Annotated in this window: 16 protein-coding genes; 2 read left to right on the top strand and 14 right to left on the bottom strand. The window is 61.4% G+C overall.

What is annotated here, in order from left to right; genetic code table 11:
• Window positions 1-43: 43 nt before the first annotated feature.
• The 13 genes from AC1DE1_RS19960 to AC1DE1_RS19900 form a co-directional block, all read right to left on the bottom strand.
• Window positions 44-814, bottom strand: coding sequence for a TIGR00266 family protein (locus AC1DE1_RS19960; RefSeq protein WP_477177446.1), 771 nt, complete (start codon window positions 812-814; stop codon window positions 44-46).
• Between the two features lie 99 nt (window positions 815-913).
• Window positions 914-4,039, bottom strand: coding sequence for an efflux RND transporter permease subunit (locus AC1DE1_RS19955; protein WP_477177447.1), 3,126 nt, complete (start codon window positions 4,037-4,039; stop codon window positions 914-916).
• A complete protein-coding gene (locus AC1DE1_RS19950; RefSeq protein ID WP_477177448.1) occupies window positions 4,036-5,226 on the bottom strand; it encodes an efflux RND transporter periplasmic adaptor subunit in 1,191 nt (396 codons plus the stop codon). Before AC1DE1_RS19950 ends, AC1DE1_RS19955 begins: the two co-directional genes overlap by 4 nt.
• Complete coding sequence (locus AC1DE1_RS19945) at window positions 5,216-6,670, bottom strand: efflux transporter outer membrane subunit (RefSeq protein ID WP_477177449.1); 1,455 nt, start codon at window positions 6,668-6,670, stop codon at window positions 5,216-5,218. Before AC1DE1_RS19945 ends, AC1DE1_RS19950 begins: the two co-directional genes overlap by 11 nt.
• Before the next feature lie 341 nt (window positions 6,671-7,011).
• Window positions 7,012-8,082, bottom strand: a complete 1,071-nt coding sequence (locus AC1DE1_RS19940; RefSeq protein WP_477177450.1) for a serine hydrolase domain-containing protein — start codon at window positions 8,080-8,082, stop codon at window positions 7,012-7,014.
• Window positions 8,083-8,272: 190 nt separating this feature from the next.
• Entirely contained in the window at window positions 8,273-8,539 is a 267-nt protein-coding gene (locus tag AC1DE1_RS19935; protein ID WP_441605304.1) for a hypothetical protein, read from the bottom strand.
• Between the two features lie 14 nt (window positions 8,540-8,553).
• Complete coding sequence (locus tag AC1DE1_RS19930) at window positions 8,554-9,120, bottom strand: DUF4386 domain-containing protein (RefSeq protein WP_477177451.1); 567 nt, start codon at window positions 9,118-9,120, stop codon at window positions 8,554-8,556.
• Window positions 9,121-9,139: 19 nt separating this feature from the next.
• Complete coding sequence (locus AC1DE1_RS19925) at window positions 9,140-10,507, bottom strand: amidohydrolase family protein (RefSeq protein WP_477179281.1); 1,368 nt, start codon at window positions 10,505-10,507, stop codon at window positions 9,140-9,142.
• A gap of 155 nt (window positions 10,508-10,662) precedes the next feature.
• Window positions 10,663-11,709, bottom strand: coding sequence for a TraB/GumN family protein (locus tag AC1DE1_RS19920; RefSeq protein WP_477179280.1), 1,047 nt, complete (start codon window positions 11,707-11,709; stop codon window positions 10,663-10,665).
• 261 nt (window positions 11,710-11,970) lie between these two features.
• On the bottom strand, window positions 11,971-13,275 hold the full coding sequence (locus tag AC1DE1_RS19915) for an SEL1-like repeat protein (RefSeq protein WP_477179279.1): 1,305 nt from the start codon (window positions 13,273-13,275) through the stop codon (window positions 11,971-11,973).
• A 963-nt stretch (window positions 13,276-14,238) separates the two neighbouring features.
• Complete coding sequence (locus AC1DE1_RS19910) at window positions 14,239-15,270, bottom strand: IS110 family RNA-guided transposase (RefSeq protein ID WP_477179278.1); 1,032 nt, start codon at window positions 15,268-15,270, stop codon at window positions 14,239-14,241.
• A gap of 188 nt (window positions 15,271-15,458) precedes the next feature.
• Window positions 15,459-15,833 (bottom strand): hypothetical protein, encoded by a 375-nt coding sequence (locus tag AC1DE1_RS19905; RefSeq protein WP_441605299.1) that lies wholly within the window; start codon window positions 15,831-15,833, stop codon window positions 15,459-15,461.
• 368 nt (window positions 15,834-16,201) lie between these two features.
• Window positions 16,202-17,185 (bottom strand): MBL fold metallo-hydrolase, encoded by a 984-nt coding sequence (locus AC1DE1_RS19900; RefSeq protein ID WP_441605298.1) that lies wholly within the window; start codon window positions 17,183-17,185, stop codon window positions 16,202-16,204.
• 140 nt (window positions 17,186-17,325) lie between these two features.
• Between AC1DE1_RS19900 and AC1DE1_RS19895 the strand changes: the two genes are divergently transcribed.
• Window positions 17,326-17,910 carry a TetR/AcrR family transcriptional regulator gene (locus AC1DE1_RS19895; RefSeq protein WP_477177454.1) on the top strand — a complete coding sequence of 195 codons (585 nt, stop codon included), beginning with the start codon at window positions 17,326-17,328 and terminating at the stop codon, window positions 17,908-17,910.
• A 467-nt stretch (window positions 17,911-18,377) separates the two neighbouring features.
• On the opposite strand, the gene AC1DE1_RS19890 is transcribed toward AC1DE1_RS19895, so the two are convergent.
• A complete protein-coding gene (locus AC1DE1_RS19890; RefSeq protein ID WP_477177455.1) occupies window positions 18,378-19,658 on the bottom strand; it encodes a M24 family metallopeptidase in 1,281 nt (426 codons plus the stop codon).
• A 545-nt stretch (window positions 19,659-20,203) separates the two neighbouring features.
• Here AC1DE1_RS19890 and AC1DE1_RS19885 point away from each other — a divergent pair.
• Window positions 20,204-21,700 carry a DUF1254 domain-containing protein gene (locus tag AC1DE1_RS19885; RefSeq protein ID WP_477177456.1) on the top strand — a complete coding sequence of 499 codons (1,497 nt, stop codon included), beginning with the start codon at window positions 20,204-20,206 and terminating at the stop codon, window positions 21,698-21,700.
• Window positions 21,701-21,705 lie beyond the last annotated feature (5 nt).

Here is a 21,705-nt window from a genome sequence, read left to right as displayed (position 1 = left end):
TCGGTGCGACTTGCATCGAGCGCCACTGTGTCGGGCCTACCGATCAGTTGTCGTCGCCACTCAACAGCGAACCCACGATGCCGCCAAGCAATCCACCGCCGATGGCCGCACGCCCACCACCGCCCTCGCTACTGGGCATGTATTCGGCAATCTGATGCGCCAGGCGGGAGATGGGCAGCGTCTGCAACCACACCGTGCCGGGGCCGGTCAGCGCCGCCAGAAAGATGCCGTCGCCGCCAAAGATGGCGTTCTTGATGCCCGGCACGGTGGTGATCTGAAAACTGACCGACGCCTGGAACGCACCCACGTGGCCGGGGTGAACGCGCAGCGTCTCGCCGGGTGCGAGGTCCTTGCGAATGAGTTCGCCCGACAGTTCAAGCCACGCCGTACCGGAGCCGCCAATCCTCTGCAGCCTGAAGCCGTCGCCGCCAAAGATGCCTGCACCCAGCGACTGCTGAAAGCCGACGCCGATGGTCACCTCCGGCGTGGCGCAAAGAAAACCATGGCGGTGCACCAGGTACTCATTACCCGGGCTCACCGATACCGGCACGATATGTCCCGGCACCTTGGTGGCAAAAGCCACCTCGCCGGGCGACTGCACGGCACGGTACTCGGTCATGAACAAGCTGCCGCCGCCGACCACGCGCTTGAACATGCCCATCAGGCCACCGCCGCCGCCCATCTGGGTATGCGTGGTCATCTGGATCGACGCCGTCATCCAGGAAAGCTCGCCGCTCTCGGCGAAGATGCTGTCGTTAGGCTCCAGCCGAACTTCCAGCACCGGCATCACCGTGCCTTGTATGCGTGTCTGCATGGGGTGTACTCCTGATCATGAAGGGTTATCGATGGTGATTTGAACGTGCCTGACAAGCAGCACGTGAATCTCAATGGGTGCGCCGGCATGGCAGCGACCTCACACTTCAAGCCTGTCATCCGGTCGTGCGACCAGGGCGTACAGCACGGGCATGAGGAATACGCTGATCAACAGTCGCGTGAACAGGCCGCTGACGATCACCAGGGCGAACGGTCGTTGTGTATCTGTGCCAACGCCGGTGGCGAGCGCTGCAGGCAGCAGGCCTAGCGCGGCGACCAGGGCCGTCATCATGATCGGACGCAAGCGCAGGATCGCACCCTCGCGGATGGCATCAGTGAGACTGGTTCCGCCGCGGCGAAGTTCGTTGACGTAGGAGATGTAGACCACCGCGGTCTGCACCGACACGCCAAACAACGCCAGAAAACCGATGCCCGAGGACACCGAGAATGGTGTACCCGTAATCCACAGCGCAACGATGCCGCCCACTGGCGCCGACAGCAGCACGCCCAGCACGGTGATGAACGGAAACTTGAAGTTGCTGTACAGCGTGAACAGCAGCAGGAAGATCAAGGCCAGCGTCAGCGGCAGGATGACATTCAACTGCGCACGCGAGGCGGTGTACTCGGTGTACTCGCCGCCCCAGTCGAGGCGATAGCCCTGCGGCAGCTTGACCTTGCCGTTGACCTGTTGAATGGCGTCTTCCACGGCGCCAGCCAGATCGCGGCCATCGACCGAGAACTGCACGCCGATATAGCGCGAATTGTTTTCGCGATAGATGAAGGACGCACCATTGGTTTCGCGGATATCGGCAAACTCCTTGAGCGGAATCTGCTGTCCGGCCGGCGTGGTCACCAGGATGTTCCTGATCTCCTCGGGGTTGTCCCGATATTGCTGCTCGAGTCGAACGACCAGATCGAACTGCCGTTCGCCCTGCACTACCTGGGTGGCCACGTCGCCACCGATCGCCGTTTCGATCACGCCGTTGATGTCGGACACGTTCAAGCCGTAGCGGGCGATTTTCGCGCGGTCGACGTTGATGCTCAGGCTGGGCTGGCCCAGCTCCTGCACCAGGGTCACGTCACGGATGCCGCGCACGTGTTCAAGCACCTGCTTGATGCTCTTGCCTTTCTGTTCCAGCGTGTTGAGATCGGAGCCGAAGACCTTCACCGCCAGCGCACTTTTCAGCCCGGTCTCCGCTTCGTCCACCGCATCTTCGGCCGGTTGCGTGTAGTTGAAAATGATGCCGGGGAAGGCCTGCAATTTCTTGTTGATGGCCTCGATCAGGGCGGCCTTGTTGCGATACGTCCCGGTCCACTGCGAATAGGGCTTCAGGCCCACGTAGAACTCGACGTTGAAGAAGCCGGTGGAATCGGTGCCGTCATCGGGGCGACCCAGTTCCGAGGCCACGGTGGTGACTTCGGGAAACGATCGCAGCACCTGCCGCACCTGGGGCGTGATCTTCGACGCTTCCTCGAAGGAGATGGTGTAAGGCATGGTGGCGCGCACCCAGAGCGCGCCTTCGTCCAGCTGCGGCATGAACTCCGCACCGATGCGCGGTATCAGCAGCAGCGAAAGGGCGAGCACGATGGCCGACGCGATCGCCGTGCCCCACGGACGGGCAAGGCAAAAGTCGAGGCCCTTCACGTACACCGACTTGATCGCCTCGAACACGCGGCTGCGCCGCTCCTGCACACCTTTGCGCATGAACACCGCGCACAGCACCGGCAGCAGGGTCAGCGTGATCACCAGCGAGCCGATCAGCGCGAAAATCATGGTGTCGGCCATCGGCTTGAACAACGTACCCGAGGGCCCGGACAAGACATAGATCGGCAGGAAACTGACCACGATCACTGCCACCGCATAGAACAGCGGACGATCAACCTCAGCGGCAGCGTCGCGGATGATCTCCTTCACATTGAGCGGCGTGCCGCGGTGCTCGGCGATCTGGCGGAAGATGTTTTCCACCATCACCACAGCTGCGTCGACCAGGATGCCGAAGTCCACTGCGCCGATCGACAACAGGTTGGCCGAGGCGCCCTGCAGGTCCAGGCAGATAAAGGCGAACAACAGTGCCAGCGGAATGGTCGTGGCGACGATCAGGCCCGCGCGGAAATCGTAAAGAAAGAAGATCAGGATGACGACGACCAGCAGCATGCCGCGAAGCAGGTTCTCTTCCACGATCTTGGTGGTCAGCGTGATCAGATCGGTGCGGTCGTAGAACGGAACGACTTTCACGTCCTTGGGCAGGATCTCGTCGTTGAGTTGTCTGGTTTTTGCCTCGACCCGCTTGAGCACGTCCTGCGTTTTTTCGCCGGTACGCAACAGGATCACGCCTTCCACGGCATCGTCCTGCTTCTCGTAGCCGAACTCGCCCAGGCGCGGCGCGATGCCGATGACGACGCGTCCCACATCCTTCACCAGCACCGGGACGCCGTCGTGCACCGCGACCACCACGTTGCCGATGTCCTCCAGCGTTTCGACACGGCCCGCACCACGCACGTAATAGAACTGGCCGCCCTGCGAGTAGAAACCGCCGCCTGCGTTGGCGTTGTTGGCGGCGAGTGCGGCTTCCACCTGCACGGCTGACAGGCCGACCGCGGCAATCTTGGTCTGGTCCAGCAACACCTGATATTGCATGGTGCCGCCGCCGAATCCCGAATCGTCCGCCACACCGGGCACGGATCTGTACTGCGGCTCGACCGTCCAGTCCTCGAGTGTCTTCAGCTCCATCGGCGAGCGATCGGTGCTCTGCAAGACGTAGCGATAAATCAGCCCCGATGGCGCCGACAGTGGCGATACCGAGGGCGTCACGCCGCTGGGCAGGCTCAGGTCGCCGAGTCGATTGAATACCTCCTGGCGAGCGAAGTTGTTGTCCGTGCCCGTCTCGTAAGTGAGGATCACGTCGGACAAGCCGTAGAGCGAAATCGAGCGCGTCGTGGTGGTCTTGGGCACGCCGTTCATGCCCAGCTCGACCGGCACGGTGATCAGCCGCTCCACTTCCTCGGCGGTGTGTCCTGGCCACTGCGTGATGATTTCCACGATGGGCGGGGAGAGGTCGGGATACGCATCCACCGGCAAGCGCCGCAGCGAATGGGCGCCCGCTCCCGTCAACAGCAGCGTCATCAGGATCACGAGAAACGGCTGGCCCAGCGACGCGGACACGATCCGGTTCATCATCGACGTCGTTCGCGACGGCGACACGGCGGGAGGAAGTTGGTCGCTCATTGGTTTTGCATGAACTGCACGAAGATGCCGCCATCTACCACGACCTGCTCGCCCGCCTTCAGGCCGGCGGGAATATCGAACTGGTCGCCGGTGCGATGCCCCAGGGTCACGGATCGCCTTGCGTAGCTGCCGTCTGGCTGGGCCACGTAGACGAACGGCAGGTTTTCATCGTCGCGCAGCAGTGCCGACACCGGCACGAGCAAGCCGCTGGTGGGCTGACGCGAGTGGATTTGCACGGCGACGTAGGCCTGCTTCTTCAGCGCGCCTTGCGGGTTGTCGACGACCACGCGCGCTGGCACCAGCCGCGTGTCCGAATTCACCAGCGCCGAGATTTTGGTGACTGTGCCCGTCAGGTGCTTCGGGTCAACGCCGGTGCTCACGTCGGCGGGATCGCCCACGTTCACCGAGGCGACGTCGGAATCGGCGACCTGCGCCATCACCCATACGCGCGACATATCTGCCACCGTGAAACACGGTGTAGTGCCGGCCTGAAGCAGCTGGCCGGGCGAGATCTGCCGATCCACCACGGTGCCGGCGATCGGTGAGCGGATCACGCCGCCGACAGGCGCGATGGATTGGCCCTGCTCGACGGCCTTGATGACCTTCGGGTCGACATTGAGCGCAACCAGCGCTTTCAAGGCAGCGTCCGCATCCGCGTCGGCATTGGCGGCATCGGCCTGCGCCTGATCTTCTTCGCGCTTGGCGACACCTTGATGGTCGACCAGGTCTTTTTCCAGGTCGGCGAGGCGGCGCGCCGTGTGCGCGGTCGTCAGCGCCTTGCGATACGCCGTGATCGCCGCGGCGAAATCCGGCGAATCCACCAGGGCGAGCGGATCACCTTTGTTGACGTGATCACCGATGTCGACCAGCAGCCGTGTGACTGGACCGGAGAACGGCGCGAGCACGGCCGTGGCCTGCTCGTTGTTGAAATCCACCGAACCGGTGGCTTCGATCGTTCGCTGATATTGGGATCGCTCGACGCTGGCGAGGCGGACGTGTTTGCGCTGATCGGGCGTCAGGGTGACATTGGTGGGCGTGATCGAGGCCGCCGGTGCGCTGTCATCCGTCTTGCTGGAACAACCAGAGGCCAGCCCACTAGCCGCGAGCAGCAGGGCGATGGTGGAGAGGCGAGCGCATGCTGTCCCGCGCCACGGTGATGGCGCTCCCCGAAACGCATTATTTTTCATTTTTGTCCTGGGCTAGATCCGCGCGATTCCACCAGCCGCCACCGAGCGCCTGAAACAGCGCCGCCGTGTCGGCATAGCGATTGGCCTGGGCTTGCACCAGATTGATTCGCGCCTGCTGATAGGTCTGTTCTGCATTCAACAACGACAGATAGTCCGCGTAGCCGGCCTTCCACTGGCGCTGCGACAAGTCCAGCGTGCGCTTGGCGGCTTGCTCGGCCGCCGCCGCCGCCTTCAGTCCCGCTGCATCCTGGTCCAGTGCCACCAGCGAGTCGGCGACGTTCTGGAAGGCGGTCATCACCGTGCTGCGATATTGCTCGGCTGCCTGCACGTAGGCTGCCTTGGCGGCGCGCTCCTGGTGCAACAAGGTACCGCCCTGGAAGATCGGCGCCGTGATATCCGCACCAATGCCCCAGAAACCCGTGCCCGACTTGAACAATTGATTCATCGCCAGTGCGGTGCTGCCGGTGTTGGCGCTCAACACGATATTGGGCAGGCGGTTGGCAGTGGCGACGCCGATCTGCGCACTGGCTGCATGCATGTTGGCCTCGGCCTGGAGCACGTCGGGGCGCTGCGCCACGAGCGTCGAGGGCAGGCTCACCGGAAGCTCCTGCGGCAACTGCAGCTTGGCCAGATCGAAAGACTGCTCCGATGCCTGACTCGGGAACTGGCCCACCAGCACGGCGAGCAGATCACGCTGCTGCGCCAGCTGCTTGAGCAGCGGCGGCAGCGTGGCGTTGGTTTGCGCCAGCTGCGATTCCTGCGCGGCCAGATCCAGTCCGCTGGCGTAACCCTTGGCGGATTGATCGCGCAGGATCTGCACCATATGCGTATTGATCTCCACCAGCTCGCGCGTCGCATCCACCTGCGCCTGCAGCGCAGCGAGCTGCACGGCGGCGGCCACCACATTGGTGCTCAAGGTGATCTGCGTGGCGATCATCTGGAAGCGGACTGCTTGTTCCTGCGCCTGTACCGATTCCACGGTTCGGCGATTCAGGCCGAAAATATCGGGCGCATAAGCGACGCTGACCTGCGGGGTGAACAGGTTGTATTGGAAGGTGTCCGAGTTGGGCGTCGGCGAGATGGTGCCCGACTGCCGCTGGCGGCTGGCCGAGAAGCTCGCGGCCACGCTGGGGTAGTAGCTGCCGCGTTGCGCCAGCACATTTTCCCTGGCCACCGACAACGCCGCTTGCGCCGCCTTCAAGTCGTGGTTGTTGGCCAGGGACTGCTCAATCAGCTCGTTGAGCGCTTTGGAGTGGAACAGCGTCCACCAGTCCCCGGGGATATCGCCGCCCGTCGCAAAGCGCTGTGCCTCGCCGCCAGCCACATGCTCGGTCGCGACCGTGCTGGCGACCGGATGGCTGGTGTATTCGCTTACCTCGGGCGCGGCGGGCCGCTTGAAATCGGGCCCGACGGCGCAACCGGCCATCAGCGATGAGACCACCATCGCGACCAGGCACCGACGGCATAGCTGCCAATGAGCGAACCCCGAAACAGGCATAGCCAGATCAACTCTCCCCAGCGGATTCAGCGACCCGGGCGAAAGCGGGCTCCCGGCGCTGCCATGAACGCCTGCGCCAAGCCATGCTTCGTGCCCTCCCCGCGCGGAGATATAGCACAGGCGTGACGAACATCCTCAGGCCACTGGCCGAAAGTTTTCGCGATTGGCTGGTACGCATACCAGCCCAGGGTCGACGCACCCTGCCCAGCCTGCCAGGCACCGATGTCGCGACGAAACGCCGTCATGGCCGCCCGGATGCGTGAGCGATTCGAAACCTCTGGCGCGCGCTAGTCGATGGCACGTTTGGCGATGGCTGCGACAAATTCGTCCAGATCGGTGGTGCCAGTGTTGCTGAGGATCACGATGGTGATGTTTTGGTCTCGTACGTGAAACAGCTGGGTCTGAGCACCCATGATGCGCCCGGGACGCTTCATGACCGGATGTGCCTTTCCGTTGACCTTGGTCTCGTACGACCATACGCCGAAGGCGTAATCGTCGAGGCCTGGCTTCAACATGGCGTCGAGCGTGGTTTGTTTGATCAGCTTCAGTCCGAACAATGCGTTGGTAAACCCGAGCAGGTCATCGGCCGTGGAGTACATGGCCCCCGCCGCATACCAGTTTTCCGGATACACGGGTAAATCATTGGCCAGCATCTTCAGGTCATCGCGATAGAAATACGTATCGGCCAGCCCATCGACAATTTCCGATTGACGCAGCATGCCGGTGTTCGTCAATTGCAAAGGCTGCAAAATGCGCGTCTTCAGTACCTGGTCAAAAGGTTGACCCTCGATGTGCTCGATGATCTTGCCAAGCACAATGTAGTCGGCATTGTTGTAGTCGAATACTTTGCCCGGGACATTGACCAATGCGCTGCTGCAGAACTTGCTCAGCAGCTGATCGCTCGTATAGGGCGTTTGATACACCGGCAGACCGTGTGCAATGGCGTCGGCAGCGTCCTTGACGTTGTCGATATTGGGCAAGCCCGAGGTGTGATCAAGCAGCTGATGAATGGTCACCTGATCCGCGGCCGGCCCCGTGTAGCCAGGCAAATAGGTCTTGAATGGCCGATCCAGGTCGAGCTTGCCTTGCTCGTAGAGCTGCATGATCAACACCGAGGTAAACAGCTTGGTGATGGACGCTATCTTGAATCGCGTCTGCCTGGCGTTGGGTACCTTGAGCGCGATATTGGCCAGGCCAAAACTCTGCACAAGCAATGGCTGGCCGGGCTTCTGTACCAGGATTTCGCCATTGAACCGGTGCGCTTGCGCATACGTGTCGATGAAGGTGGCAAGTCCTTCTGACTGAGCTCGCGCAAGCGGCGCAAACAGCAGCGCAAAGATCAGAATGATCTGTTTCACGGGCTGCTCCGGGCGGATGCGGTGGAGCATCTATACGCGCTACTCCGTTGGGCAGCATGGGCAGGAAGTCATTCAGCGGTGAAAACCGCCTGACCTTGCCAGTGGACGTGCCGGCGATGTTGCATCGGAACGCCCCGCTTCGGCGTAAAGACAGGCACCCACGGCTCCACGAGCCCGCCAGGCTTTGGCCCTATCGCGTCAGGCGCCAGATCACGACACCGGCAACGATGGCTGGCAGTGCAAAAACCACCACCAGCATCGGCAGCTCGTCACGCACTGAATAACCGGCCTTGGTCACGCCCACCCACAAATTGACGACAGACAGAACCAGCCAGAGCGGAAGGAAGGCCTTCGCTGCCATGGGCAGTGCGGTGGGGCCACTGCCCCATAGATGTCCAAAGAGTAGAAACAACCCGAGCAGAACGATTCCGCCACCAATCACCCATACCGTGTGCATGACGTCAGACTCCCTTATGTTGGCCAACTTCCCGCGCGCGTCATTTCCCGCCATTTGGGAACGTTCACGCCGATCACAATGAGCCACAGGCATAGCAATAGCTCCGCGGCAAATCCTAGCGCCTTCAGATACGGAGACAGCGGACTGGCGAGCGGCGTCAGGAAAATCAGCCAGCCCAGACCGGCGAGCATCAAGAGCACGCCGAGAGCCCGCGGCAGGAAGGTCGACCTGACGATGAGATAGCCGATCAGCAGGCAATAGGGACCAAAAAATGCCAGCGGCAGGACCCCGCGGAAGCCAGGATCAAAGACACCTGTCACTTCAATGGCACACCCCGCCAGGCTGAAGAGCGCTGCAATCAGCGAGAGGCGCGCACTGACCGGCTTGAACATGCGGTAGAAGAGCAGCGTCACGGCAACATAGAGGCCGTAGGCCACCAGCGTGACGACGTCATAGGCCACCAGTCGCCCCCGACCAACCACCACCTCGGCGGCTATGGCCGTCACGAAGTAGAGCAAATAGACCAAGCCGGTCATCCTGGCCCAGAGACGCGGCGAAGCTTCTGCGATCCGATCCGACATGCCTGCTACCTCGCTTGGCTCAGGGTGGCGCTTTGGCCGCGTCGTTGAGCAGTGCATCCAGATCGCTGCGCTCCAAGAGGCGACCAGCAAGCACCACCGCGCGAATGCGCTGAGTATTGCCGATGTCCTTGGTGGGATCCGCATCGAGCAACACCAGGTCGGCTTGCTTGCCGACGGCCACCGATCCACTCCTGTCCTGGATACGCAAAAACCGGGCAGGTTCCAGCGTCGCCGTGCGCAGTGCCTCGATCGGCGCAAGCCCCGACGCGACCAGCAACTTCAATTCCTCATGGAGGGAGTAGCCCGGATAGACGCCCGGCATGGGCGCGTCCGTGCCCGCCATGATGGGGACACCAGCCTGGTGCAACATGGACACGATGTTGTGCGCAATCGGCCAGCGCCGGGCAGCCAGGCTCGCATCCTCTTTCGAGTATTGCGCCAGGAAACGTTGCCAACGCCGTTGCTCATCGGGGCGAAGGAGCCGCCAGCGGTAGTCGTCGTTGGGTTGGGCGTGGCGAGCAAGTTCATCTTCGTCTGCAAGCACCAATGTCGGAACCTGCACCTGGCCGGTGGCAGCCAGCTCCCTGGCCATGCGCCCGCACACGCCCTGATCAAACGTACCGAGAATTTCCGCTTCCTGCGCACTGGCGCGAGACATCAGCGCATCGCCCTGGAGACCTTGGCGCTCGGCCAGGATCTTCGCCTCGGCGGATGAGCACGCCTCATAGACCTGGGTCAGATGCTCGCCGGTGCGCTGTCCGGCGTTGGCGGCGTCCAACAGCGAGATGCCTGCGGGTACATGCCCAACCACTGGCAGCGAGCGCGCATTCGCTTCCGTCAGGATGGCGCGCCAATGCGTGGCGGGCACCTCGGAGAAGACCTTGATGAAATCGGCGCCGGCATCGACGGCGGCATCCACATCAGCCTTCGCGCCATCCGGCGACTTGCCGTACACCGAAATACCCGCCGCAACGATATGAGGTGCGACGAGTTGGCCGCTGTCCACAGCAGTGCGCCAGCGCTTCACCAACTGCATCGACGCCGCATCGGAGCGCATGTCCCGCACGCCAGTCACGCCATTGGCGATGTACATGCGAAACGACCAGTCGTTCGGCGGGCGGTGCGAGGAGAGATTGAACAGATGGACATGCATGTCCATCAGACCAGGCATCAAAAAGCGTCCACGACCGTCGACACGCTGGATCGAATCACCAACGGGCACCGAGCCCTTCGCATCGATCGAAGCAATGCGTCCATTCTTGACGACCACCGTTCTCGGGCCGACGGTGCGGCCGCCTTCAACGTCGACGATCGTCACATCGGTGATGACCACGGTGGGATGGTCGGACCCGGGCGCAGCCCGCGCGGCCATCGCCATCAGCGACATGGCAAGCACGCTCAGGATCTTCAGCGACAACATCCAATGGCGGGATTGAGTGTGCATGGGAGATAGATAGGTCAACGTAGAGTTTGACTGGATTCCAACGCGACACCCTGTGCCCGATGGTGGAACTTGACCTGACCCTGTTCGCGTCGCCCGAACTATTTGTCGGGTGCCTGCACGCTATAACCATCGGCTTGAAGCGCGCCCAGGTAGCCATCTGCCGCAAGCAGCTCATGCATCGGCAGTACCGCAAAGGTCTGCTTGTTTTTATCGAGCGCACGCTCTGCGCTGTCGATCCAGCTCTTCCTGACCTGGCCTTCCATATCGTTGATACCCAGCGTCGTGGCGAATTGCGATCCGTCCAGCGTCGAAAGACAGGAGTCCTGCTGTACTTGCGACAAGATGGACCGCAGCGTGTCGATGTCCCCGGTCGCCCACGCATTCGCACGCGCTACGGTCTGGGCCAGCCCATGATCCAGCGCGTCCAACACCAGGCCCAGACACTGCTGATCATCCACCGGCTTGTCACTCAACGATCGTACCGCCTCGCTCGGATCTTGAAGCACCAGTTGATAGGACGTATTGACGCCAGCAACGCCAGCGTGGGCAGCGGCCTTGTAGATCATCTTCTCCAGGCCATCTTCATTGACCAGACCGTAGTGCCTGAGGGCGGCCTCATAGAGTTCGCGACCGGCAAGAATGGGCCGCATGCTCTCCACGCGGCGGTCGTCGCCGAGATATCGGGCTTTCAGCAGCAGCCAGCGTTGATAGAGCTGCGGCGTGAGTACGTCCTGCAGGCTCTGCTGCCCGGGATTTTTTCTCAGTTCCCGGAGCGACGGCATCATCGTGCTGTGAAAGAAACTCGTACGCACGCCGATCTCGAGGCTCGGCAACTTCAATACCGCTTGCGAGGCGGCAATGCGGCTTTCGACTCCCGCGGATTTCCACTGCATGTTTTTAGGCACCGGCGAGGTAAGGCCGAGCACCCACATGACATGGCCGGCCTTGCTCACCTTCCACAGGGCGGGTCCGGGCAGGATGCCGCTCACCACTACGGGGGCCAGCGTGGGCACCGCGCTCGATACCGGCACTGACTGCGCGTAGGCCAAGCCATTCAGGCAGGCTAGCAAGGCGGCGCCCAGAGCGCCGAGGGTGGATCGTTTCCGATCCGTCCACCGAAAAAAGCTGAGTCCCCTGAGCAGCATGGCAATCTCTCTGCGCGAGCAACTTTGCCCGCCACTATACGCATGAGCCAGCGCAACGTCGTCATGGCGTCGGCCGATGGTCGCAAGCGGACTTTCGGCTTCGTACTTCTATCCAGGCATGGTCGGCGTGCCATACGGTCTAGACGTCTGCTATGGGCGATCCATGTGAGGCGAGCGGGAATCCACTACCTCCGCTGAAAAATTCATTTTGTGTCGTCAGATGACACCGGGTCGCCCGCAAGCTGCCAGCACCTGCCTGGTTCACTTGAGCAATGCCGACTTCTTGTTCGAGAGAAGCGTGGAACTCGCCACGTAGTCATCCAGTGCCCTATCCAGCCCGTTGGTCGCGATTTCCTCACTCAGCCGGTGTGCGGAAGCGAGCTGAAGGCTATTCAACGATCGGGCGATATCGTCGCGCTGCCCGCCCACCCTGGCTTGCACCTCGTTGTCGAGTCGACACGCTGTGTCCGCCAGGGCGTAAGCAATCACATCGTCAGACGGCACACCCGAACCGACGTGGTACATGACGGCGAGATTGAACAGGGCCGCCGCATTTCCCTTCTCTGCCGATCGCCGGAAAAGTGTCGCGGCGAGTGCATCGTCCCTGGGAGCCCCCTCTCCGTTTCCGTACATCATGCCCAGACTGTTGAGCGCGTTGCGGTCTCCTTGGCCTGCTGCCTGACTATAGAGATCCTTGGCTTTGGCGTAGTCCCGAGGGACGCCGTTGCCCTCGCGATACAGGTCGCCCAGGCCAGACTCGGCCTGCGCGTCGCCCGCTGCGGCTGCCATGCCATACCAGTGCAAGGCTTCGGCAAAGTCCTGTGCCACGTCATCGCCATTTGCATAGATGCGGCCGAGGCCCCGCTGCGCCTGGACGTTGCCTTTCAAGGCTGATTGCTTGCGCATGGAGACCCCACGGTTGACGTCGCGCGGTACGCCATCGCCTATCTGGTACATCACGCCAAGGTTGTTGAGCGCCATATCGTTGCCCTGGGCGGCGGCTTCCCCGTACCAATGCACCGCTTGCTCCTTGTCCTGGGTTACGCCTCTTCCATCGTCGTACATAAGTCCAAGGTTGTACTCGGCCAGGTCGTAGCCTTGCTTGGCCGAGCTCGAGTACAGCGCCGCCGCCCTCTCCTGGTCCTGCGGCACGATCCTGCCGTGCTCGTACATGCGTCCAAGGTTGTACTCAGCCCTGGCGTTGCCCATGTCCGATGCCTTTTGATAAAGAGCCACGGCGCGCGGCAGATCGCCTGGGATACCCTCAAGCTCGGCAGCAAGGCTATTGATGCCGTCCGGATAACCTTGTGCCGCGGACTGTTCGAAGAGTTTCATCGCGATCTCTTCGCTGGCTTGGACGCCCTGCCCGTAGATGTACATTCGGCCCAATCGTTGTTGCGCTTCAGCGTTGCCGCTTTTTGCCAACGGCTCAAAGGCCGCCCTGGCCGCAGCGAAATCCCCCGCCTCCAACGCTCGCCGACCTTGATCCAGCTGATTCGACGCCGAGCAGGACCCAAGCAGCACAACTGCCGCAGCCATCCACATGCGAAGCGAAAGCCTTTCCATTTTTCCCCTTGAGGCCGGTTCATCCGGCCGATTACGTCATGGGACGTTCAATGTACCGAACCGACCTAAGAAGAAGCAGGACCAGTTTCTGGATGGCATTCGATCCAGGAACTTAACCCGAGCCCGTTCGCCCAGACTCAACGAGACAGCACAGATCTGGGCTGTGGTTCGAGAACCGAACCATCCATGAGTACCCAACAATCCATGGTCGGCCATTGGCCTGTCATCGGACCATTTGAAGTGAGCTCGTAGGAAATGGTCCACGCCCAACCATCCAGCACCTTTTGTAGCTTTGCTCCATCTAATGACCAGTAGGCCGCCGTCGATGTACTCAGAACAGTTAGATCTACCTGGCCCGGGGGTATCTTGACGATGCATTCTTTGCTTCTAGCTATCGCATCGGAGCGGGATAGAGGCGGATCAGGCGCCACAGCCGGGTTCCATTTCGGAGCCCGACCAACCATAGCGGCTGTAATGATGTACTCGTACTTATAAAACCCATCCCAGCGTGCATAGGTGGGATAGACCGCGAGCTCGTCGTCCCCCATGGCTGCGCATGAAGCGGATGAAAGAACACACCCCAGAGCGAACCCGAGCGCGGCGTTTCCAGGAAACCGCCAGTGGTGCGCCAGGCGAAGTACCAGTCGATTGCCTGTTTCCATGGATGCTGTCATTGGCCGAAATCCTTTCCAGCAAGAAAGTGTCCGTATATGGACTCCTCCCCTTTGCCAAGCATCTCTTAGCTCTGGCGTCCGTGTCGACTGCGCACGTATATCCGGCCTCTAAACGCTGCACCGTCAGGCGGTGCCGGGCCACGATGAGCTAGTCGCGCGTCGGCTCCCAATCGCTTTGGCGTGCTTTTCAGCACACGGACCTTTCAGGGTTTTGCCGACGCCGGTTCGACCGGTTCGTCATCACTTCGGGAGCTTCGCAATCGTGAAGGGATTTCCTCGGATGTTCGGGTTAGGCGGCCGCCAGCGCCGGTTGGTAGTTCGTACCGTGACGCAACATGGCCCAGGCCATGCGCGCTGTCTTGTTGGCCATCGCCACACAGGCCACGTTAGGGTGGGATCGCGATGCCAGGCGGGTCACCCATCGGCTCAGCGGATCGTCGTGTCGCGGTGCGGTTCGCAACATGGCACGGGCGCCATGGACCAGCAGCGACCGGACGTAGGCATCGCCTCGCTTGCTGATACCCAACAAGCGGTCCTTGCCGCCTGAGCTGCATTGCCGTGGTGTAAGGCCAAGCGATGCAGCCATTTGTCGACCGTTGGCAAACTGCCCGGCATTGCCCACACAGGCCACCAAGGCCGTGGCGACCACGGGGCCGACGCCGCGCAACTGCTGCAACCGACGCGCATCCGGATCAGCCTTGGCTGCCTCGTTGATTTGGCCATCCAATTCCATGATGCGCTCGTCTGCCAAGCGCAGATCTCGCCACAGACCTTCAAGCAAGTATCGGAAGCTCGCACTCAGACCGTTGTCGGCATCCTCCAGCCAGCTCGGAATCGCGCGACGCAACGAGGACATCTCCTTCGCCGCGACCAGGCCATACTCGGCAACCAAGCCGCGGATCTGATTGCCCTTGGCCGTACGCTGTTCCACCAGACTCGCACGCACGCGGTGCATGGCTTGCAGATCTTGCTGAGCGACACTCTTCACGCTCACAAAGCGCATGCTCGGGCGACTCATCGCCTCGCAGATTGCCTCGGCATCCTTGGCGTCATTCTTGTTGCTCTTTACATACGGCTTCACGAACTGCGGCGCGATCAGCTTCACGCGATAGCCCTTTGCCTGCAGTTGCCGTGCCCAGTGGTGCGCACCACCGCACGCCTCCATGCCGATCTCGCAACCCGGCTCGGCCACCTCCTGCACGGCCTTCAGCCACCGATCTCGTGACAGGCGGCGACGCCATATCGGTTGCTCGTGTCGATCAACTCCGTGGACCTGGAAGACCTGCTTGGCCACGTCTACTCCGATGCGCGTAAGCTTCATGGGTGGACTCCTCTTCGCCAGCGACTGGTTCTATCGCTTCCAGTCTGGCACTCGATGCCGAAGACGGGGAGGAGTCCATCTCATTGCTTTGGGTTGCGGATTCAGCCGTTGGTTGCAACACACTGAAGACTTCGCGAGCAGCAGGAGTGTTGCAACCACCGGCTGAATCCGCCATCGAAAGCGGACACTCAAAATTCCGCAGTCGTCCAGTTCGACGCGTACACAGTGAGCTTGAAGAAGATATACGTCATCACCGTCCACCCTGCGAGTTGCCCAATCAGAGTAACAATAAAGTTTATGGGCTCTTTGGCAGCATAAATCTCCCGCGCCCCTATTCCAACGCTCCCAACGATGAAGCCGCTCAGGGCGTTTCGGATATGCCCAAACACGATCATCAAGGAACCCGTCGCAAGCGGAAAAGCAGCGATGAACCTGCATATGCTCAGCACCGTGGACCTGGCTTCCACCAAGTGAAACCGAGTCAGCACCCAGTAAAGCACTCCCATCAGGAAGAAGTTGCCGAACATCACGCACGACACGACCAGGAAGAATTTCTTGCCCACGCCCCGTCGCGGTTCCGCAAGGTCCCCATCTTCGTAGACGACTAGCGGGTCAGGTGAGTCGTGCGAGGTTTTCGCATAAGCCTTGCCACAAGAAGGACACTGCCATTCAGGGGCAGAAGAGCCCGGGCCCCTTTGATGGCCACAGGCCCGACATACGGTCTCCATTCCCTCTCCATCCATAGATTTACCTTATTGAGAGAAAGCTGGGGTCAGAGTGCACTTCTCCCGACCGCTTGCATGGAAAGTCCACTCTGACCCCAGTTTTGCCTTCGTAATCTGCATGACACACGCTGACACAATCAAATCAGCGCTATGTTGCAGCCCCGGGGCCACAGCCCGCAGCCCCGGTCTGCTCGTTCTACCTGCGTTTAGTGGATAGCGGTATAGCTGGCCGGAATCCAGGTATAGCTGTTATTGCCGGTAGCGCGGATGTGGCCCACGCCGGGGAACGACAAGTGGGCGCCGGCGATCCAGTACCCTTGCTTGGCAGCGTCGGCCAACAGCTTCAGACGGGCTGCCTCGGCAGACTTGTTGTCCGCATCGAAATGAATGGTGACGGTGGGTTGGGCAAATTGCACCGCGCCCACGTGAATCACATCGCCCCAGGCCAGCAGCTTCTGGCCTTCGCTCTCGATCATGTAACCCGCATGTCCCGGTGTGTGACCGGGCAGGGGCACGGACTTGATGCCAGGCAACAACTCCGCAGCGCCATCAAACGGCTTGTACCTGCCGGAGTCCACATACGGCTTGAGTGCGGCCTGGGCACCTTGGAAGAAGCCCTTGTCATCCTTCCCGGCCTTATCCAGGTTGGCCTGGCTCAGCCAGAAATCGCCTTCGCGTTTGTCGGCGCGCACGAGCGCGTTGGGGAACACGGCCTTGCCGTTGGCCACCAGGCCGCCAATGTGATCCGGGTGCATGTGGGTGATGTAGATTTCATCCACCTGCTCAGGGGTGTAGCCCGAAGCCTTCAGCGCATCGACCATCTTGCCCAGGTTGGGGCCAAACAGTGCGCCTGCGCCGGTATCGATCAGTACGAGCTTGTCGCCGGTATTGATCAGAAAGGCGTTGAAGTTCATCTCGTAAGGCATGCTGATGTAGTTCGCCGCGAGAGCCTTCTTCACCTGCTCAGGCGTGGTCTGTGTCAGCAACTGGTCGACGGGCAACGCCGTCGTGCCATCGGAGAGCGCGGTGACTTCGAATTTTCCGAGCATGAAACGGTAGTACGCCGCACCGGACTTCCTGATCTGCGGCGCCGCCGCCTGCGCCTGCTGCACTGGCGCTGCCACAGCACCTAAGCCAAGGATCACCGCCATTGCAAGGCCGGCACGCATCAACACACCCGAAGATTTCATTATCGTGACCTTATTGTTTGCAGGAGAGCAACATGGGTACCTCGCGGCGTTGCACCGTCGAGGCAGGGGAAAAATCGAAGTTTCACATTCTGGACTGAATGGTCCACAATGCACCCACACGCTGTCAAGGTGATGACGTCATGCCAAAAACCATGTCCCGCGCTGGCCGACCTCGATCGTTCGATCAACAGGTGGCTCTAGGTGACGCCCTGGGCGTGTTCTGGCGCAAAGGCTACGAGGCCACTTCGCTGGATGACCTCACCGAGGCAACCCAACTCAGCCGATCAAGTTTTTACGCAGCGTTTGGCTCAAAGCGTGAGCTGCTCCTGCATGCCTATCGGCGCTATGCCGATGCTTTCTACGCCGACATGAAGGCACTGGCGGATGAGCACGAGGATACCGACGACGCCTTGCGCGCCATGGTAAGAGCCCTGGTGGACACCCGGCCTGATGATCGTGGTTGCTTTTGCGTGAATGCCATCGTGGAGCTAGCCCCCAGCGACCCGGAGCTGGCTGAACTCGGGCGCGCGCATATCCAGCGTATGTGCGCACTGCTGGAAGAACTCATTACGCAACGCGGCACCCGGCGGCCAATGGCGCGTGCCCAAGCGGCGACGCTGATGACATTGACTATGGGCAGCGCAGTGTTTCGCAAAGCCAGTGTCGACGAGGACACCCTCAAATGGGTGCAAAAGCAGGCCCTTGGTTTGCTTGACCTTACTTAAGCCGGACGCACTCGTCCGTTGAGCTGACTCGTCTTTACCCTTGGTATGGCAAATACGAGATTAGCGATATTTCGACATTTGAACGCTCTGGACGAACAGTTTTCGAGGCTGTCCGAGTATTGCGGCATGTCGTCGAGTGCAGTGCCTATGGTGTATCTGTTTTTTTCTATGGCAACGAAGTAACCAGTTTGCTTATCGACATACCGTATCGCCTGGATGAGATCCCTTATTGAATAGATGGGGTCGCAGCACACGTCGCCAGCAACGGCCAGAACCATCGTCAAATTTGAGCCGAACCAGATCCATCCAGCCATGCTCCTCCCGATGCTCGCGCCAGATTCGCCTTCGCGTGTCCGTTTCGGGTCGGAAGCGAATCTGACGCACCGCCTGATTTCTGGTTGTACCTGACTCCGCTTCGAGTCCAGAGCGGAGGTTTCCCCAACGCTCGTCAGTACTCGTGAAACCCATCAAATCGGGTCGTCGATCGACTTGGCGAGCTCAGTGAAAAGTTTTGGGCCGGTCTCGGTCATGTGCCAGCAGTCTTCCAGGCGGATGCCGAATTCGCCGGGAATGTAGAGCCCCGGCTCGTCGGAGAAGCACATGCCCGCCGCCAGCGGCGTGGCGTCGCCATGCACGAGGTAGGGCGACTCGTGGCCGTCCAGGCCGATGCCGTGGCCGGTGCGATGCGGAAGGCCGGGAAGCTTGTAGCCGGGGCCCCAGCCTTCCTTTTCGTAGTAGGCGCGCACGGCATCGTCGATGGCGCCCACCGGGGAGCCCAGCTTGGCGGTGGCCAGCGCAATCTCCTGGCCGCGCTTGACGGTATCCCAGACCTTGCGCTGTTTCGCGGTCGGCTTGCCCATCACCCAGGTGCGCGAGATGTCCGATTGATAGCCGTGCACGGCGCAGCCCACATCCATCAGGATGACCGAACCCTCGTGCAGGGTCTGCGGCTGGCGCGAACCGTGCGGATAGGCGCTGGCCTCGTTGATCAATACCAGGGCAAATTCCGGCGCGCCGCCCAGGGCCTCGGTGGCCTCGTTCATCATGGTGGCGATCTCGTCGGGGCGCATGCCGGCGCGAACGTGGCCATGGACGTAGCGCAGCGCGGCCAGGGTGACGTCATTGGCGGTTTGCATCAGCGCGAGTTCGGCCGGGGATTTGATCAGGCGCACGGCCCTCACCAGCGCGTCGCCGGAAACCACGGTGTAAGCGCCTGCGCTTGCGTCGCGCACACCATCGACGATGAACAGTCGCGTGGTGGCTTCGAAGGCAATCGGGCCGGAGGTCACGCCGCGGTCGCGCAGTGCGCCGACCAGGCGGGCGAACGGACTTTCATGCTCGTTCCAGGGCCGCACATCGTCGCCCACGGCCAAGGTCTCGCGGATCGAGGGCTCTTCGAAGGCCGGGGTCACGACGACGATGTCGCCCCGGGCCGGAATCACCGCAGCCGTCGTACGCTCCGAGCGATGCCACTGGATGCCGGTGAAGTAGTCCAGGCTCGAGCCCGACTCCAGGATCAAGGCGCCGATCTTCTGCTCGACCATCAGCTTTTGCAGCCTGGCGATACGTGAGCGTCGCTCCTCAACTGTAATTGGCTTGGCGCCGCCGGTGATGGACGTCAATCCGGCCAGCCCGGTGGGGGCGGCTTGCGCGGCAGGCGCGGCCTGCGCCGAGCGGCCGGCCAGCATAAGGGTGGACGCAGCAGCGGTGGCGGCTACAGCTCCTGTGAGAAAGTCGCGACGACGCATGAAAACTCCGGACCGATACCAAGGATGCCTCGCAGTATGAGGCCGGAGTTGGCGACGCGACTACTGTCCGGCGTGGTGTCAGATAGCATTTGCGCCATCACCACGACCTGGTTCACCATGCGGCGTTGCTCTACGCCTGCGCTCTACGCCATGCCCCTCGCGCAGGCTCGCGCCGCAAGAGCCTGACGCGCATCGTCGCCCGCCGTGAGCATTGCATATGAACGCGCATCGATGTCATGCGTTCGCGACGGATCGAATTCGGACGTCCATCTCGTTTCATCCAGTGGCCGATGGCCGACTGTCATGGGAGCGATGTCGCATCTGTCGGTCATGCCTCATGCATACGGGCAGCGAGCCGCTCGTTGCCGGCCAGAGGCCCGGCAGTCATCCCATCCCTGCCGCTGTCGACGCGGCGCGTTTAGGTGTTTTTACCTACCTCGTATCGGTAGTACCACAGAGGCGACGTTCGCCTGCCTATGGTTGGATAGCGGCGTTCTGCACCCACGAGCCGTGCAGCAAGATGGTTTCCGACTGGAGGCATGGTCATGTCCAGAGCACTTCCACTTTTCTCGGTGACCCTGGTGTTGTTGGGCGCGGGAGGCCTGGCGCACGCCTGTCCGTCGACCGATGCTCAAGCGGGATCGCCTCAAGTCCCGGCCCCTGCTCACGCCGGTGAACTGAAGGGCACGCCTGAGGGCACGATGATGACCAAGGAGTACGTCCAGGCCATCGGTCGCATGGCGTACATCTGGGGTTGGCCGCTGGTCAACAACTACAACCGGTCGCTCGCGCTGGCCAAGCTTCCCGGACCCGGCCGCAATGGCGGCATCCTCCCCGTGTCGCCTCCGGGCGCCATCAGCATGCTGACCGACTATCTCAAGGCGGATCAGAAGTTCATCACCTGCCCGAACCAGGACACCGTCTACGGCTCGGGGTATCAGCATCTCGATACGCTGCCGGTCGTCGTTCAAGTGCCCGATTTTGGCGACCGCTTCTATGTCTACCAGATCGCCGATGCGCGAACCGACTCTTTCTGTGCGATCGGCAAACAATATGGAACCAAGCCTGGCTTCTATTTGCTGGCAGGCCCCAACTGGAAAGGCCAGGTACCCAAGGGCATCACCGGCGTTTGCCGGTCAACCACCGATCTGGCGGTCGTATTGCCGCGCGCCTTTATGGACGACACGCCCGAGGATAAAGCGGCCATACAGAAAACGCTGAGCCAGATCATGGTCTATCCGCTGGACAAGTTCGACGGCAAGATGAAGACCATCGACTGGCACAAGACACCCGATTACCCGGCCCCTCCAAGCAGCGGAGCCGGCGAAATCCAGTGGGTGGTTCCGGAGAAGTTTTTTGACGAGCTGCCTGTCGTGATGAAGCAGATTCCGCCGCAACCGGGTGAAGAGTCGCTTTACGCTTCGATCCAGTCGGTGCTGGATGCCGCCGCCAAAGATCCGCAGCTCAAGCAGGCGCTGGTGCAGGCTGCCGTGGCCTCAGAGAAGGAAATCATTGCGCCGCTGTTCGAGTTCCGCAACAACGGTCGTCCGGTGGGCAACGGCTGGACCTCGCCGCCCAATGGCGCCAACTGGGGCGTGGATTATCTGTCGCGCACCGCAACGGCCAAGTCGAACATGTACGACAACGCGCCGCAGGAGACGCGATACATCTACACCGATTTCGACGCCAAGGGCATCAGGCTCACTGGCGCAGGCAACCATGCGTATACGATCACCTTCCCCAAGGGCCAGACGCCGCCGGTAAAAGGGTTCTGGTCGTTGACGATGTACAACAAGCACCACTTGTTCGAGCCCAATGCGCTCAATCGCTATTCCCTGGGCACCAAGAGCCGGGACCTCAAGACCAATGCCGATGGCTCGCTCACCTTCTATGTCCAGCACGCCTCTCCCGGCAAGGACAAAGAGAGCAATTGGCTGCCCGCCCCGGCGGATGACTTCTCGCTCTACATACGCGCCTATTGGCCCGACGCCGCCATCACCAATGGCACGTGGAAGCCGCCCTCGGTGTTGAAGACGCCCTAGCCGCC

It is taken from the genome of Dyella sp. 05T440 (genome assembly GCF_056395965.1).
This window is presented reverse-complemented; position numbering and strand designations above follow the sequence as displayed.